The sequence below is a fragment of the Mesorhizobium sp. M0227 genome (assembly GCF_040321855.1).
GTDB lineage: Bacteria > Pseudomonadota > Alphaproteobacteria > Rhizobiales > Rhizobiaceae > Mesorhizobium.
In genome coordinates, this window is the sequence record NZ_JAMYSJ010000005.1 from 34,116 (window position 1) to 50,544 (window position 16,429).

The 16,429-nt window shown below is 64.1% G+C and carries 14 protein-coding genes; 6 read left to right on the forward strand and 8 right to left on the reverse strand.

What is annotated here, in order from left to right; all coding sequences use genetic code 11:
- Nucleotides 1-36 precede the first annotated feature (36 nt).
- Nucleotides 37-1,599, reverse strand: a complete 1,563-nt coding sequence (locus NKJ00_RS09025; protein WP_023810103.1) for an amino acid permease — start codon at nt 1,597-1,599, stop codon at nt 37-39.
- 18 nt (nt 1,600-1,617) lie between these two features.
- Nucleotides 1,618-2,436 carry an N-formylglutamate amidohydrolase gene (locus NKJ00_RS09030; RefSeq protein WP_023810104.1) on the reverse strand — a complete coding sequence of 273 codons (819 nt, stop codon included), beginning with the start codon at nt 2,434-2,436 and terminating at the stop codon, nt 1,618-1,620.
- Nucleotides 2,437-2,580: 144 nt separating this feature from the next.
- Here NKJ00_RS09030 and NKJ00_RS09035 point away from each other — a divergent pair, with 144 nt between their 5' ends.
- The 3 genes from NKJ00_RS09035 to NKJ00_RS09045 all read left to right on the forward strand — a co-directional run bounded on the left by NKJ00_RS09035 (nt 2,581) and on the right by NKJ00_RS09045 (nt 7,890).
- On the forward strand, nt 2,581-3,408 hold the full coding sequence (locus NKJ00_RS09035; protein WP_128303149.1) for a MurR/RpiR family transcriptional regulator: 828 nt from the start codon (nt 2,581-2,583) through the stop codon (nt 3,406-3,408).
- Nucleotides 3,409-3,601: 193 nt separating this feature from the next.
- Complete coding sequence (locus NKJ00_RS09040; RefSeq protein WP_352554227.1) at nt 3,602-4,762, forward strand: efflux RND transporter periplasmic adaptor subunit; 1,161 nt, start codon at nt 3,602-3,604, stop codon at nt 4,760-4,762.
- Nucleotides 4,759-7,890: an efflux RND transporter permease subunit gene (locus NKJ00_RS09045; protein ID WP_352629496.1), complete on the forward strand. Its 3,132-nt coding sequence runs from the start codon at nt 4,759-4,761 to the stop codon at nt 7,888-7,890. Before NKJ00_RS09040 ends, NKJ00_RS09045 begins: the two co-directional genes overlap by 4 nt.
- 61 nt (nt 7,891-7,951) lie before the next feature.
- On the opposite strand, the gene NKJ00_RS09050 is transcribed toward NKJ00_RS09045, so the two are convergent.
- The 6 genes from NKJ00_RS09050 to NKJ00_RS09075 all read right to left on the reverse strand — a co-directional run bounded on the left by NKJ00_RS09050 (nt 7,952) and on the right by NKJ00_RS09075 (nt 13,857).
- Nucleotides 7,952-8,362 (reverse strand): GtrA family protein, encoded by a 411-nt coding sequence (locus NKJ00_RS09050; RefSeq protein ID WP_023810108.1) that lies wholly within the window; start codon nt 8,360-8,362, stop codon nt 7,952-7,954.
- Nucleotides 8,359-9,168 carry a ChbG/HpnK family deacetylase gene (locus NKJ00_RS09055; protein WP_023810109.1) on the reverse strand — a complete coding sequence of 270 codons (810 nt, stop codon included), beginning with the start codon at nt 9,166-9,168 and terminating at the stop codon, nt 8,359-8,361. Before NKJ00_RS09055 ends, NKJ00_RS09050 begins: the two co-directional genes overlap by 4 nt.
- Nucleotides 9,165-10,154, reverse strand: coding sequence for a glycosyltransferase (locus NKJ00_RS09060; RefSeq protein ID WP_023810110.1), 990 nt, complete (start codon nt 10,152-10,154; stop codon nt 9,165-9,167). Before NKJ00_RS09060 ends, NKJ00_RS09055 begins: the two co-directional genes overlap by 4 nt.
- Nucleotides 10,147-11,310, reverse strand: coding sequence for a glycosyltransferase 87 family protein (locus NKJ00_RS09065; protein ID WP_352629498.1), 1,164 nt, complete (start codon nt 11,308-11,310; stop codon nt 10,147-10,149). The genes NKJ00_RS09060 and NKJ00_RS09065 overlap by 8 nt, the downstream gene beginning before the upstream one ends.
- A 215-nt stretch (nt 11,311-11,525) precedes the next feature.
- A complete protein-coding gene (locus NKJ00_RS09070; protein WP_023810112.1) occupies nt 11,526-12,563 on the reverse strand; it encodes a zinc-binding dehydrogenase in 1,038 nt (345 codons plus the stop codon).
- 52 nt (nt 12,564-12,615) lie between these two features.
- Nucleotides 12,616-13,857 (reverse strand): acyl-CoA dehydrogenase family protein, encoded by a 1,242-nt coding sequence (locus tag NKJ00_RS09075; RefSeq protein WP_352629500.1) that lies wholly within the window; start codon nt 13,855-13,857, stop codon nt 12,616-12,618.
- A 115-nt stretch (nt 13,858-13,972) separates the two neighbouring features.
- Between NKJ00_RS09075 and NKJ00_RS09080 the strand changes: the two genes are divergently transcribed.
- Genes NKJ00_RS09080 through NKJ00_RS09090 form a run of 3 tightly spaced genes read left to right on the forward strand, consistent with a single transcriptional unit; the run spans nt 13,973 to nt 16,341 of the window.
- Nucleotides 13,973-14,788 carry an SDR family oxidoreductase gene (locus NKJ00_RS09080; RefSeq protein ID WP_352629502.1) on the forward strand — a complete coding sequence of 272 codons (816 nt, stop codon included), beginning with the start codon at nt 13,973-13,975 and terminating at the stop codon, nt 14,786-14,788.
- 39 nt (nt 14,789-14,827) lie between these two features.
- The gene (locus tag NKJ00_RS09085) at nt 14,828-15,313 is read left to right on the forward strand and encodes a MaoC family dehydratase (protein ID WP_281040474.1); all 486 of its coding nucleotides are present in this window, start codon (nt 14,828-14,830) and stop codon (nt 15,311-15,313) included.
- Complete coding sequence (locus NKJ00_RS09090; RefSeq protein WP_352629504.1) at nt 15,310-16,341, forward strand: phosphotransferase; 1,032 nt, start codon at nt 15,310-15,312, stop codon at nt 16,339-16,341. Before NKJ00_RS09085 ends, NKJ00_RS09090 begins: the two co-directional genes overlap by 4 nt.
- The last annotated feature ends 88 nt before the right edge of the window (nt 16,342-16,429 follow it).

Below are 16,429 nucleotides of genomic sequence, written 5' to 3' on the forward strand. Positions count from 1 at the left end.
CCGGCGCGAGGCCGGCCATGGCCATATAGGGCGATATCAGGCGCCAGCTTCGCCGATAGCCACCTCGGCTGCCCTGATCGCGGCCTGGCGTTTGGCAATCTGGTCACCGATCGGCGGACCCTGGAAGCGGCGGTTCTCGAAACCGAACCAAAGCACGGCGGTCAGCAAGATGAAGCCTATGGTGATGTAAAGCACCTTGTCGTTCGGCGGCTGGATGGCGATGTAGAAGATGATCACCATGCCGACAATCGACAGCGCACAGAAGAGCTTGAACAGTCCGGCGCCCAGGTTCCACGGGCCAGGATTGGGCCACTTGGCCGTGCCGAATGCGACCATGCCGAGTGCGATCGGGATGGTGAACGACAGGAACAGGAACACCAGCGTCGAATTGACGACGATGGTGTAGATGTTGGTGCCGCCGATCGAAATAAACTGGGCAAGGAACACATAAAGGATCTCGAGGATCGCGGCCGTCCAGATCGCATTGACCGGCGTGCGCCAGGTCGGGTTGACCTTGGCGAGAGCCGCGGAGCCAACAGGCATGCCGCCGTCGCGAGAGAAGGCGAACAGCATGCGCGAAGCCGAGGTCACAGTGGCGAGGCCGCAGAGGAATTGCGAGATCAGGATTGCAAAATAAAGCAGTTCCTTCAGCCACACCGGCAGGATTGCATCCATTGTCGAGAAGAATACGCTCCATCCCTGCTTGGCGCCGGCAGCCAGGTCCGGGATCGCGAGAACGATTGCGCACAGCATCACCCAGCCGATCAGCGACGACCACAGCACCGACGAAACGATCGCCCGCGGGACGGAGTGTGCTGCCTTGACGGTCTCCTCGGAGGTGTGGGCCGAGGCGTCATAGCCGGTGATGGTATAGACGGGCAGAAGCAGGCAGAGCAGGAACAGGTAGCTCATGGAGTCGGTTTGCGGAAAAACACCGCCGCCCGCATCGCCTGAATAGTTGGTGAACGTCCACAGCCGGCTGATGTCGATTGCCGGTGCGAACACCAGGCAGGCCACGATCAGCACTGCTGTTGCGCCCAGGATAAGAAAGCCCGAAGCATCGGTGAGCATTGCCGTCAGTTTGATGCCGAAATGGTTGAACAGCGCCTGCAGCACGGTGATGAAGGCAACGAACCCGACGATTTCGCCCGGCGTGCCGGTGATGCCAAACCAGCTTCCGAACGTTCCAACGAAGAAGAAAGCGGTGCCGATGTTGATGGCGCCGAGCACGGTGATCAGGCCGAACAGGTTTAGCCAGGCCGTCAGCCAGCCGGTGAAGCGGTTGCCGAGGATCGACGACCAGTGATAGAGGCCGCCGGCGGTCGGAAATGCCGAGGCGATCTGCGCCATGGCAAGGGCGAAGAAGCCCGACACGCAGCAGCCGACGATCCAGCCGATGCCCGCACCTGCGCCGCCGATCGACGATGTGGCTTGCGCGAAGGAGTTGATGCCGCCCGAAAGGATGCAGATGATCGAGAACGATATCGCGAAATTCGAGAAGCGGCTCATGCTTCGCGACAGTTCCTGGGCATAGCCCATGCCATGGAGAACCTTCAGGTCCTCCTTCTTGTCAACGTCCGTATAATCCGGTCCTGCCATTTTCATTCCCCTGTGGTTCTAATTGGCCGATTGAACTGACTTTCCGACTGAATGCGATCTGGAATATCCGGCCTCCTCTGGCTCCAGATCCGAAAAAATGCCCGTGAGCAGATCCGCCCATTTCCGCTGCCCGGTCTCGCCGGCGATTTCGTCGTTGCGGATTTCGATCATCGCGCAGGGCAGGCCGCGCGAGCGCGCATGCCGTTCCAGCGTGAAATAGACGCGGTCATCAGGCGAATAAGGCTCGTTGACGCCGACGGTGACGCCGGCAAGCCGCTTCAGCGCCGATATCAGCGGCGCCGCCAGCCGGCGATCCTCGTCGTGGATGATGCCGATATGCCAGGGCCGGCTCATGGACTTGTAGACCGGCGTGAAGGAGTGGACCGAAACCAGCCGGGTTTGCTGACCCTGTGACAGCCTGTTGTCGATGATACCGGCAATCGTGTTGTGGAACGGCTGCCATGACAGGGCAACACGCGCCGCCCGCTCGCTCTCCGACAGGCCGGCATTGCCCGGTATGGCCGTTGTCTCACTGACCGGCGGTACCAGGTCGGGCGCGTCGAGTGGCCGGTTGCAGTCGATGACAAGGCGAGAAATACGAGTTTCCACCAGCGTCGCGTCGAGCGCCTGCGCCATGCGGCGGGCAACCGGCAGCGCGCCGGGATCCCAGGCGATGTGACGGGACAGGTCCTCGGCGGCAAGGCCGAGCGTACCGAATTCGGCCGGCAGGAAGTTCGAGGCGTGATCGCAAGTCAGCACGAAAGGGCTCGATCCGCCGGGGTTCGTCACCCTTACGGTATCAGACGATGCAAGGCTGGCGGGCCGTGCTTTCTCCATACTGTGCCGTCCCCGGGGAGCGCTGTATCGTATGTTACGTATTTTGCCTCATTGCGTCCCTGTGGATGATTTCATACAGTTTGTCCGGCTTTGTCAAATGCGATCTCGGAAAAGGCCTTCGGCCGGGCCAGGGGTGGGGAAAAGATGATTTCCAACATTGCCGAACTGATCGCCGACCGCATCGGCACGATGCCGGCCAGCGAACGGCGCGCGGCTCAGACGCTGATCGCTTCCTATCCGATGATCGGCCTGAAGACGGTGGCCGAATTCTCGGCCGCGGCCGGGGTTTCCTCGCCGACGATCCTGCGTTTCGTCGCCCGGCTGGGCTTTCAGAACTATCCGGAATTCCAGTCGAGCCTGCAGGACGAACTGGCGGCGCAACTGCAATCGCCGGCGACAAGGACACTCAACCCGCCCTCGCCTGGCGGCGGCACGGTGTCGCCGATGCTGGAAGCGACGCTCGACAACATGCGCGAGACGTTCAGACACCTGTCCGACAAGCAGCTTGCCGACATCGCCGCCCGGCTAGCGGACCGGCGCGGCAAGACCTTCCTGATCGGCGGCCGCTTCACCGATCCGCTGGCGCGCTACATGGCCGCCCACCTCGCCGTCATCCAGCCGGATGTCTTTCACCTCGCCGGGCAGGAGAGCATGTGGCGCGACCGATTGATCGACATGGGCAAGCGCGACGTGCTGGTGATCTTCGACATCAGGCGCTATCAGGACAGCCTCGTCCGCTTCGCCGAGAAGGCGCATCAGCGTGGCGTCCAGATCGTGCTGTTCACCGACCAGTGGCTGTCGCCGATCGCCCGCTTTGCTCGTCATGTTATCGCCGGACGAACCGCGGTGCCGTCGGCATGGGACTCTTCGGCTGCCCTTTTCGTCGTCGCCGAAACGCTGATCGGCGCCGTCACCAGGCAACTGGAAGCAGAAGGCGCCAAACGCATTCGCGAGATGGAAAGTCTGCGTTAGCGCCTGTGCGATGATCCAAAGCGTTACGCATATTTTCTCAAACGTTACATATATTTAATGTGCGCAGCCCCCGGAGAATTGTCATAAAGACGCGATATCGAGGCGGCTTCTTTGCCTTACAATAGCCTCGCTGCGTCTGCTTCATTTCGGGAAACTGGTAGACGGAAGGATTGTTTTACCAACCGGAGTGCCGATGGCCGCCTGGAAACAGATACTTTTTGCACTCGTGGTGCTGGTGGTGGCGGCAGTCGCCTGGCTGCGCTTTTATCCCAGCGCGCCGGACGTGCTGGCACGTTGGGGCATCGACTGGGCCTACGCGGCAACGCCCCCGGCTGCAAGCGGCGCCGCGAACGCGAGGCAGGCAGACGGCCGCAACGGCAACCAGCCGGTGAACGTGGTCGCCCTGGCGGCCACTTCGGCTGTTATCAACGACCGCCTGCAGGCGATCGGCACCGGCCGTGCCAACGCCTCGGTGACCGTCAATCCCTACAGCTCCGGCCGCCTCGCCGAACTGCTGGTCGAATCCGGCAGCCATGTCGATAAGGGACAGATCCTCGCCACCCTGGATTCCGAGACCGAAGTGATCTCTCAGGACCGCGCCAAGCTCGCCTTGCAGGATGCGCAGGCCAAGCTCGACCGTGTCAGGTCGCTTCGTGCCTCCAATGCCGCGACACCAGTCGCAGTGGCTGACGCCGAGGTGGTGCTGGCGGGCGCCAAGCTGGCGCTTCAGGATGCGGAACTCGCACTGCAGCGCCGGTCGATTCTGGCGCCGATCGCCGGCACCGTCGGCATCCTGCCGATCTCGGCCGGCAATTATGTCACCAACCAGTCGGCCATCGCCACGCTCGACGACCGGTCCTCGATCCTGGTCGACTTCCTGGTGCCCGAGCGCTTCGCTGCCGCCGTCAAGATCGGTGCACAATTGACGGCGACGCCGATCGCCAATCCCAGCAATGCTTATAGCGGCACCGTTTCGGCCATTGACAACCACATCGATGAAAAGAGCCGCACCCTGCTGGTCAAGGCCAAGATCGCCAACCCGGCGGATTCACTGCGCGCCGGCATGTCGTTCGGCATCACCATGAAATTTCCGGGGCAAACCTATCCGGCCGTCAGCCCGCTGGCGATCCTGTGGGGGGCGGACGGCGCCTATGTCTGGCAGATCGAGGACGGCAAGGCCAGGCGGGTCCCGGTGCGCATCGTACAGCGCAACACCGAGACCGTGCTGATCGACGCCGAGATCGACAATGGCGACATGGTGGTCACAGAAGGCACCCAGAGCGTCAGCGAGGGCGGCGCGGTCCGCCTCGCCGGCGAAGAGCAGCGCGCCGCGGACGCCGCCGCAGGCACATGACCAGCCCCGCCAACACTGCCAGCGAGACCGGCTTCACCGCCCTGTTCATCCGCAGGCCGGTGATGGCCTTCGTGCTGAACACACTGATTGCGGTCGCCGGCCTGGCCGCCTTCTACGGCGTCGAGATCCGCGAACTGCCGGACGTCGATCGCGCGGTGGTCACCGTTTCCACCACCTTCGAGGGCGCGGCGGCCGAGACCGTCGATCGCGAACTGACCGACACCATCGAGGGCGCCGTCGCCCGCGTCTCCGGCGTCAAGTCGATCTCGTCGTCTTCCTCATTCGGCTCGAGCCGCGTCACCATCGAGTTCAACGATGGCGTCGATCTGAATGTCGCCGCCTCGGACGTGCGTGATGCCGTCGGCCGCGTCGCCAACCAGATGCCGGACACCGCCGATCCGCCGCGCATCGTCAAGGCCGACGCCAATTCCGACGCGGTGATGCGACTGGCGGTGACCTCGGACAACATGTCGATCCAGGACATGACCGTGGTGGTCCAGGACCAGATCGAGGACGAGCTGGCCGCCGTGCCCGGCGTTGCCGACGTTCAGGTCTACGGCGACCGCGACAAGATCTTCCGCATCGATGTCGACCAGAACAAGCTGGCCAGCCTCGGCTTCACGGTCGCCGACCTCAGGGCCGCCCTTGCCTCGGTCGCCTTCGATTCCCCCGCCGGTTCGATCACCACGACCAACCAGGACCTGATCGTCCGCACGACTGCCGACGTGACCACGCCTGAAGAGTTCGAAAACATAATTGTCGGCGGCACGACGCGCATCCGCGATGTCGCCACCGTCACGCTCGGCCCCGACGTCGGCCAGACCACGTTGCGCTCGGACGGCAAGACCGGCATCGGCATCGGCATCATCCGCCAGGCGGAATCGAACACGCTGGACATCTCGACCGGCGTCCAGGCCGCCGTCGCCAAGCTGCAGGAAAACCTGCCCGAGGGCATGTCGATCAAGATCACCAGCGACGACGCTGTCTTCGTCAAGGGGGCGGTGCACGAGGTCGAGATCGCGCTCGGCCTGTCCGTCACCATGGTGCTGATCGTCATCTACATGTTTCTCCTCGACTGGCGTGCGACGCTGATCCCCGGCCTGTCGATGCCGGTCGCCATGATCGGCACCATCGCCGCCATCTATCTGGCCGGCTTCTCGGTCAACATCCTGACCCTGCTCGCGCTGGTGCTGGCGACCGGTCTGGTCGTCGACGACGCCATCGTCGTGCTCGAAAACATCGTGCGACGACGCAACAAAGGCATGGGGCCGCGCGCCGCCGCCGTGCTCGGCGCGCAGGAGGTGTTCTTCGCCGTCATCGCCACCACCTTGACGCTGGTCGCCGTCTTCGTGCCGATCTCGTTCCTGCCCGGCCAGACCGGCGGCTTGTTCCGCGAATTCGGCTTCGTGCTTGCCATGTCGGTGCTCTTGTCCTGCGTGGTGGCGCTGACGCTGTGCCCAATGCTCGCCTCGCGCATGCTGACCAGCGCATCGCTCCACCACGAAGGTGGCCATGGCATCGGCGCCCGCATCGGCGGCGCGCTCAATACGGCCTACAAGCGCAGCCTGCACGCCTGCCTCGACGCGCCATGGATCGTGCTTCTGGTCGCGGTGCTGTTCGCCGGCACCGCCTTCACGCTGTTCGGCACCATCCGCCAGGAGCTGACGCCGACCGAGGACCGCGCCGCCGTGCTTCTGCGCATCAGCGCCCCGCAAGGCGTCAGCCTCGACTACACAACGCAGCAGATGCAGAAGATCGAGAGACTGATCCAGCCGATGCGCGATTCCGGCGAGATCCGCAGCACTTTCGAAAATGCCGGCCAGAACGGCTCCTACAACTCCGGCTTCATGGTGATGACGCTGGCGCCGTGGAACGAGCGCAGCCGCAGCCAGCAGGAGATCATGGCCGAGATCAGCCAGCTGACCAGGCAGGTGCCGAGCGTGCGCATCTTCCCGGTGCAGCCCAACAGCCTCGGTATCCGTGGCGCCGGCAACGGCCTGCAGTTCGCGCTGGTCGGCAACGACCGCAAGGCACTCGGCGATGCCGCCGTGAAGATCATCGCCGAGATGCAGAAGGACCCGCGCTTCCAGACACCGCGCCTGTCGATCGACCCGACGCAGCCGCAGCTAGCCGTGGCCATCGACCGCGAGCGCGCCTCCGACCTCGGCATCGACATATCAGGACTGGCCAACACCTTGCAGGCCATGCTCGACGGCAACGACGTCGTCGACGTCTACATCGCCGACCGCAGCTACGGCGTGAAGCTGGTCTCGACCACCAATCCGATCAACGATCCGACGGATCTGGAAAACATCTTCCTGAAAACAGCCGACGGACGTTTCGTGCCGATGTCGACCATCGCCACGCTGACCGAACGCGCCGTGCCACCGTCGCTGTCGCGCGAACAGCAGCAGCCCTCTGTGGCGATCACCTCCAACCTCAGCGGCGACTTCGCGCTTGGCGACGCGCTCACCCGCGCCGAGCAAATCGCCACACCGCTGCTGCCGCCAGGCAGCCGCATCCTGCCCCTGGCCGAGGCGGCGACGCTAGGCGAGACCAACAGCGCCATGGTCACCATTTTCGGCTTCGCGCTGGTCATTATCCTTTTGGTGCTGGCCGCCCAGTTCGAAAGTTTTGTCAGCGCCGTCATCATCATGGCGACGGTGCCGCTCGGGCTGGCCTGTGCGATTTTCGCGCTTCTCCTCTCGGGCACCAGTCTCAACGCCTACAGCCAGATCGGCCTGGTGCTTTTGGTCGGCGTCATGGCCAAGAACGGCATCCTGATCGTCGAATTCGCCAACCAGTTGCGCGACCGCGGGCTTGGCGTGCGCGAGGCGATCGAACAGGCCTCGATCATCCGCGTGCGGCCGGTGATGATGACGATGATCTGCACCGTGCTCGGCGGCCTGCCGCTGGTGCTGGCGAGCGGCGCCGGTGCCGAGGCGCGCGTCGCGCTCGGCTGGGTCATCGTCGGCGGCCTGGGGCTGGCCACCGTCTCGACGCTGTTCCTGACGCCGGTCGCCTATCTCCTGCTTGGCCGCTTCGTCACGCCGAAGACCCACGAGGAAGCCCGGCTGAAGCGCGAGTTGGAGGAAGCCGCCTACACCAATGTGGAGCCGGCAGAATAGAAATTCCAGGAAAGTGTGTAGCGGTTTTTCGTCCGGAATTTCGTAAGAAAAATAATTCCGGCTATCTCAGCAACCGACCTTCGATCGACCAGCGCGCGGCGAGGAAATTCAGCACCGCCGCCACCACGACGCCCCCGATTTTCGCCGGCCACACCCCGATTATGCCGGCGAATAGCGCGATCGAGAGGCTGGAGACACCGAGCGAAATCAGCGCTCCAAGCGTGGCGAAACGAAGGAACGCATCATGCAGCCGGATGGCTCGATTGCGCTCGAACGACCACAAGCCGTTCGCCGCGAAGGAAAAGGTGACGGCGACGAACCAGGCAGCGATGTTGGCCGGCACCGGCGGAACCCCGAGCTTGAGCAGCAGGAAGAAGCTGGCAAGGTCGATGGCCGTGTTCGCCAGTCCGACAATGGCGAAGCGGACGATCTTGCTGCCGGCCGAACGCTGGGGCCGATCGGCTTCGCTCATCTCTTGCCGTCCAAGATCTCGACGCCGGCGCGGGCCAGACCAGCGCCGAATTCGTCCGATGCGAGGGCCGCGAATTCCACCTCGCGCACATCTTGCATGGTGTCGCGCGCGCGCAGCGTCTCGTCGACATGGCCGGGATGGCACATGAACAGCCCTCGCTCCGGCAACCCTTCGACGGCCGCCTGCAGAACCGCAGCGAACTTTTCGGGCTGTCGCCAGTCATAGATGCCGGCGAGCGGCTGGAAAACGATGAAGCCCGCGCGCTGCATCGAGCGGTTGAACCCGGCAGCCAGCGCGGCAATGGCGGCGACTTTCGACCCTGCGGCCAGCGCCGGGGCGCCGCGCAGGGCCGGCCTGTCGGCGCCTTCTGGAAACCGTGTGCGCAGCCATGTGCGCACAACGGGAAGGAAATGCACATGCTGGTGCCCGTCGACGAAATCGGGGCGGCGGCCAAGCGCCTCGACGAAGCGGCCGTACTGGGCGTCAAGCTCGGCATGGACATGGCGGTCGCCGATGCGGCCGCGCAGAACAGGCAAGGCCAGTGCGCGGAGCGGTGGCAGCCGGCCTTCCGGCGCCAAGGCCGACCGGCCGGTGGCGGCCAACTGGTCGGTCAAGGTGAGGTGCAGCCCAACCGCGGCCCGGCCGCACAGCGGTTTTATGCGCTCTGCCTCCTTTGCCCACTCGGGAAAGCCGGTCATGCAGCTGGTGCCGGTCAGGCGCCCCCGATCGAGAAGATCGAGAATCCCGGCGGAAACGCCAGGCGCCAGGCCGTAATCGTCAGCGATCAGGCGAATGCGCCGCGTCATCTGTTCGAAGTGCCCGGCTCCGGCCGGTCGGCGGGGGCCTCGCTGCGCACGACATCGCGCACGAGATAGACCGGCCGATCCTTGCTCTCGCTGAGCGTCACCCAGACATATTCGCCGATCAGGCCAAGCAGGGTCAGGTTGAGGCCGCCGAGCAGAACGACGGCAACCAGCAGGCTGGGGTAGCCCGGAACGGCAATGCCGTAGAAGATCACCTCGAAGAACACCTTGGCGCCATAGAGCGCGCCGGCCATCGCCGCGAGCAGCCCGCTAAGACTGATCAGGCGTAGCGGAATGACGGAGAACGAGGTGAACCCCTCCAGCGAGAAGGCGATGAGGTTGAGCCGGCTCCATTTCGATGTGCCGCTGGCGCGGCCTTCCGGCGAATAGGGCAACGCCTTCTGGCGAAAGCCGGCCCAGGCAAACAGGCCCTTGTTGAAGCGACGCTTGTCACGCAGGCTGGTCAGAGCGCGCGCGACAGCGCCGCGCATGACGCGAAAGTCGCCGGCATTTTCGGGAATATCGAAACGCTGACTGCTGTTGATCAGGCTGTAGAAAAGCCGTGCAAGCTGGCTGCGCCGCCAGCTCGCCTCGCGGCGGTCGTTCTGGGCAAAGACGACGTCGATGTCCGGATGGTCCACCAGCTCGGCGATCAGCTTCAGGCTGATGTCCAGGGAATGCTGGAGGTCGGCGTCCATGATCAGCACCATGTCGCCGCGCGACTGGTCGAGGCCGGCGAGTACAGCGACTTCCTTGCCGAAATTGCGGCTGAGGCGGACGATCTCCCACGATCCCGTCAGCGCTTGCGAAAATCGTCCAGCGCCATCGTCACCGCTGCCGTCATCGACCAGGATCTTGTGCACGGTCATGCCGAAGCGCTGTGCCACGGCCGCTTCGAGCTCGCCTAGCAGGCGCGCGAAGGCCGATGCCGATGCCGCCTCGTTGAAGAATGGCGCAACGATATCGAGGCTCTGTCGCAACTCAGCCATTCGCGACTCCCGCATTCACCACCTTTTCCCGTGCCTTGGCCCAGAACCACCAGATCAGCGAACCGGCGATGAAAGTGACAGCGACCGGCCGGAACCAGGGGAAGAGGAAATCGTGCACATGGCGCTCGACGCCGCTCAGCCCGGTCACGAACAGCGTCATCGACAGCACCGAGGCGAGGACGCCGCCCCGTTCTTCGCGCCACAACAGGGCGATGGCAAGACCGGCTGGTACCGCGATCATGGCAAAGGTGTTGGGTTCGACGCGCGGGTTGAAGACGCACATGTAGAAGGTGGCCGTCAGGAAGATCGCCAGCGCCGCCTTTCCCTGTTCGAGCCTGCGGTCGAACCAGATGACGGCTGAAAGCGTAAGCAGGGCAATGACCATGCGCACGATCGTTGCGCCGAATTCCGGTATCGGCAGCCCTATCGTGGTGAACGGTGCCGTGAAATCGGTGGACACGAAATGGCTGGTGTTCTCGACGGCCATGGAGGTCAGCATCTGGGCGAAGACACGATACTGATCGTTGAGATAGCCGGCGGGAGCAAAAGCGTAAGGCAGTGCGAGCACGAACAGCACCGCCAGCACCAGCACCGGTATCAACCGAAGCCGAAGGGCTCCTACCAACAACAGCATTATGATCGCGGTCGGCTTGGCGATGATGGCGAGCGAAGCCCAGAAGAACGTCTCCGCCCGTCGTCCTTCCAGCGCCGACAATGTGAGAAGCCAGCAAGCGCCGGTCAAAAGGATCGTCGCCTGGCCGTTGCGGATCGCGCCGAGCGCCATCGGCACAGCGAGGAAGAGGCCGAAAGAAAGCAGCCACATCAACTCGTCACCACCGAGCTTGCGCACCTGCCGCATCGCGGCATAGGTCAGCACCGCAAACCCGAGGGAGTGCCACATCACGCCGCCCAGATGCGGACCGAGCTTGACTATTGGAGTGTAGAGCGCGGCGAAGGCCGGCGCGTAGAGATACCCCATCTCGGATTGGGTGTCGTAGAGTGGCAGACCGGCCAGAAGCGCCTCGCTGCCATCTATATAGGCCTTCCATACCGTCCGCGTGTACGGCGACCACAGGACCATGGCAAGAACGACCAGGAACGCTCCGATCCACAGGCCAAACCCCAAACGGTCGAAAACCGGCTTGGAAATCGTCATCAAGGCACCCCACACAATCCCGGAACAGGCTCAGTCCAGCCTGTCCCGGCATTCGATGGCGGCGGCATATCACGGACGCAGCGGCGTGGCATAGGGGGCTTGATGGACCAGGATATCGGCCTGACGGTCCCGCGTCGGCGGATAACCGGCAATCTCTGCCCGCAAAGCCCTCCGAGGCCCCTCCCGTCCAAGCTGCTCGAATCTTTCGAATTGGCCTAAGGCCGGATGAACACCTTGCCGTTCGGCTTGGCCAGTTCCGCTGGCACCCGCGCCATCGCCTCGGCAAGCGGCACCACCGCCGTCACGTCGGTCGACCAGCGCCCATCGGAAAAACGCTTCTGCGCTTCCAGGATCGCCGGGCCGCGGCGATCGCGGAACTGGCGCATCCACTCGCTCAGCCAAAACCCTTCGATATGCTTGTGCTGGAAGATCAGTTGGCCGGGCTCGCGGATAACAGTGTGTTCGGGATCGAGCCGCCCATAGATGATCCAGCGCGAACGCTTCGGCATGACGTCGAAGATGGCGGAAGCCAGCGGCCCGGTCACCGCGTCAAGGAAGATGCGCGGCTGTTCGGCCTTCATCACCTCGCGCAGCGCTGCCTTGAAATCCGGCGCCTTTTCGTTGAGGACGTGCGCCGCGCCGAGCGCTTTCAGCGCCGCGATCTGGTCGTCGCGGCGCACGGTGACGATCGGCCGGAAGCCCTCTCCGCTGGCCAGGCCAATGATCAGCTTGCAGAGCTGGCTGGCGCCGGCGGTCATGACGAAGGCCTTCTCGCCTTCCTCCTTGACGACGTCGAACATGGCGAGCGCGGTGAGCGGGTTGACGATCATCGCCGCCCCATCCTCGTCGCGGACCGTGTCGAGCAGCGGAATGCATGCAGCAGCTTCAGCGACGGCATAGTCGGCCCACGAGCCCCAGTTGGTGACGCCGGTGGCAAAGGCGACGCGCTTGCCGATCAGGCTTTGGGGATAGGTCTCGTCGCCGCTGGCGACGACGATGCCGACGCCCTCGAAGCCGGCCGGCTGTCCCTTGGCGCGCGGCTGGCCGTACTGGCCCTTGACGAAGGCGATGTCGGAGGGGTTGATCGAGGCGAGGCTGACCTTGATCAGCACCTGCGTCGGTCCGGGTGTCGGCACCGCGATGTTGCCCGGCTCGAGATACGGCTCCATCGCCTCCAGCACACTGCCGCTCGGCGTCCTGGTGTAGCCGTCGCCGACCAGCAGCAGCGCCTTCATTTCGGAGGGGACGGCCATTGGAACACTCCGTGCTTGGACTGTCGGCATCGCCAGATGACGATGCCGGCGCTCAGACCTTTTCTTGCGTGTATTTCTTCAGCTCGGTGCGCGCCACCTGACGGCGATGCACGGCGTCCGGCCCGTCGGCAAGGCGCAAGGTCCGCAGATGCGTCCACGACCGCGCCAGCGGCGTATCCTGGCTGATGCCTTGCGCGCCGAACATCTGCACCGCCTCGTCGGTGACCTTGAGCGCGACGCGGGGTGCCACCACCTTGATCTGGCTAATCCAGGGGGCTGCGGCGCGGGCGTCGCCCTGGTCGATCATCCACGCCGCCTTGAGGCAGAGCAGCCGGGCCATTTCGATCTCCATGCGGCATTCGGCGATGATGTCGAAATTGGCGCCGAGCTTTGCCAGCTTCTGGCCGAAGGCCTCGCGGCGCAAGGAACGCTGGCACAGCATCTCGAGCGCCATCTCGGCCTGGCCGATGGCGCGCATGCAATGGTGGATGCGGCCGGGACCGAGCCGCCCTTGCGCGATCTCGAACCCCCTGCCCTCGCCGAGGATCAGGTTCGATGTCGGTACCCGCACATTGTCGAAGCGAAGATGCATGTGGCCGTGCGGCGCGTCGTCATCGCCATAAACCTGCATGGCCCGGACCTTGGTCACACCCCTTGTGCCTGATGGCACCAGGATCATCGAATGACGGCGGTGCTGCGGCTCGTCATCGCCGCCGGTCCTGACCATGACGATGTAGATGGCGCAGCGCGGATCGCCGGCGCCCGAAGCCCACCATTTCTCGCCGTTGAGCACGTAGTCGTCGCCCTGGCGTTCGCAGCGCATGGCAATGTTGGTGGCATCGGACGACGCGACATCCGGCTCGGTCATCAGATAGGCCGAGCGGATCTTGCCCTCGATCAGCGGTTCCAGCCATTCTTTCTTGTGGTCGGCCGAGCCGTACCGTTCCAGCACCTCCATATTGCCGGTGTCGGGCGCCGAACAGTTGAAGGTCTCGGCGCCGAGATGCGCCTTGCCCATCTCCTCGGCCAGATAGGCATATTCGACGGTGGAAAGGCCGTAGCCGCGTTCCGAGCCGGTCAGCCAGAAATTCCACAGGCCGCGCTCCCTTGCGGTTTTCTTCAGCCCTTCGAGGATCTCGCTCTGGCGCGCACTGTAGACCCAGCGGTTGCCTGCCTTGCCCACCTCGCTCAGAAATTCCCTGTCGAGCGGCATGATCTCGTCGCGCACCATGGCCGCGACGCGCGTGTGGATCGGCTTCAGCCGCTCGGTCATGCCGAGATTCATCTCCGTCATCGGTCGCTAACCCTTCATGCATGCCAGGCATTTTGTCAGTGGCAAGGATGACCGTACTTCGGATAGCCTTGTCAACGCGAACTGTTTGCCCGCATGCCGAGCGCGGAGGATTGTGATGAGCTATCTGGACGAGCTGTTTTCGGTGGCCGGCAAGACCGCGCTGGTGACGGGTGCCGCGACCGGCATAGGCCGCATGGCGGCGACCGGGCTGGTCAGGGCCGGCGCCAGCGTGATGATCGCGTCGCGCAAGGGCGAGGATTGCATCCAGGTCGCCGAAGAGTTGAACGAGCTTGGTGCACCGGGCCGGGCCGAGGGCTTCGCCGGGGACGTTTCTAGCGAAGCCGGCATCGCTGCACTCGTCGCCGCGGTCAAGGCGCGGACCGGGAAACTGCATATTCTGGTCAACAATGCCGGCGTCTCCTGGGGCGCGCCGCTGGAAAGCTTCCCCTATTCGGCTTGGGCCAAGGTGTTTGGCGTCAATGTCACCGCGGTCTTCCATCTGACCCGCGAATTGCTGCCACTGCTCGACGCTGCCGCCAGCGACGCCGATCCGGCTAGGGTGATCAATCTCGGTTCGGTGATGGGCACGCAGCCGCTGGCCGACGACGCCTATTCCTACACGGCGTCCAAGGCAGCCGTGCATCATCTGACCCGCACCCTTGCGCTCGAGTTCGCCGGCCGCCGCATCACCGTCAATGCCTTCGCTCCCGGCCCCTTCCAGAGCCGGATGACGGCATTCGCCACCAGTACGGATGAGCAGGCCAGGCATGTCGGCAGCCATGTTCCGATCGGCCGTATCGGCGCACCGGATGACATTGCCGGCGCAACGCTCTATTTGTGCAGCCGTGCAGGCAGCTACATCAGCGGCGCCATCCTGCCGATCGACGGCGGACAGTCGGTGCAGCACGGGCTGACCTTGTTCAAGGAATGACATTTTCCGGCCACAGAAGCCGGGGGTGAACTGGAGGACATGAGCGTGGAACCGATCAGTCTCGATGTGCTTGTGGCCAGTGTCGGCAAGGAGGTTGGCGTGTCGCCGTGGCGGGTGGTCACGCAACGCATGATCGATCAGTTCGCCGACGCCACCGACGACCACCAGTTCATCCACTGCGATCCGGAGCGGGCCATGCGCGAAACGCCGTTCGGCGGCACCATCGCGCACGGCTTCCTGTCGCTGTCGCTGTTGTCGGCGATGACTTTCGAGACCATGCCGCCGCTGGAAAACGGCAAGATGGGCGTCAACCACGGCTTCGATTCGCTGCGCTTCCTGGCGCCGGTGAAGACCGGCGCGCGCATCCGCACGCGTTTCGTGCTGGCCGACGTCAAGGTCAGGCCGTCGGGCTGGGTGCAGACCGCGCATGACGTGACGATCGAGATCGAGGGTTCGAAGAAGCCGGCGCTGACCGCGCGCTGGCTGACGCTGACCTTGATAGAACGCCAGCCCGAGACGGCATGAGTGATCCCGTTCTCGACCAGGCAGCGCTTGCGCCTTACCTCGAGGCGAACATACCTGGCTTTTCCGGGCTTGCTGCAGTCGAGAAGTTCAAATCCGGCCAATCGAACCCGACCTACCTTTTGACGGCGGCAAGCGGCCGTTACGTGCTGCGCGCCAAGCCGCCGGGGCAATTGCTGAAATCGGCGCACCAGGTCGACCGAGAATTCAGGGTGATGAGCGCGCTTGCCGGCACCGCCGTGCCTGTGCCTGCCATGCTGCATCTGTCGGCGGAAGACTCGCCCATCGGCCGCATGTTCTATGTGATGGATTTCCTCGACGGCCGCATCTTCTGGGATCCGGCACTGCCGGAGGCTCGCGACAACGATGAACGCGCCGCCATCTACGATGCCATGAACGAAACCCTCGCGGCGCTGCACGAGGTCGATGTCGAAACAGTGGGACTCGGCGATTTCGGCCGGCCGGGCAATTATTTCGAGCGCCAGCTGGCGCGCTGGACGAGCCAGTACCATGCCTCGGAAACCGGCACCGTCGCCGACATGGATCGGCTGATTGCCTGGTTGGAGACGCATATGCCCGCCGATGACGGCCGCGTCTCGCTGGTGCATGGCGATTACCGGTTGGACAATCTGATCTTCGCGCCGGACCGGCCAAAGGTTCTGGCGGTGCTCGACTGGGAACTGTCGACATCGGGCCACCCCTTCGCCGATATCGCCTATCAGTGCATGCAATGGCGGCTGCCGCATAGCTCGGGCTTTCGCGGCCTGGGCGGTGTCGACCGGTCCGCGATCGGCCTGCCTTCCGAAGAAGACTATGTCGCCAGCTACTGCCGGCGGCGCGGACTCACCAGTATCGGCAACTGGACGTTCTTCCTCGCCTTTTCCTTCTTCCGGCTGGCTGCGATCTGCCAAGGCGTCTTCAAGCGGGCGCTGGACGGCAATGCCTCCAATCCGGAAAAAGCCCGGACCTATGGCGAGGCGGTGAAGCTGCTTTCGCGTCTTGCCGCGAAGCTGATCGACAAGGAGGCGTGATGGCCGCTTTGACGCAGCAAAGGTGCTGATCACGGGTGCCGCCAACTTCGACGAGCGTGGGCACGATCCGAAGCATACCGCTTGGGAA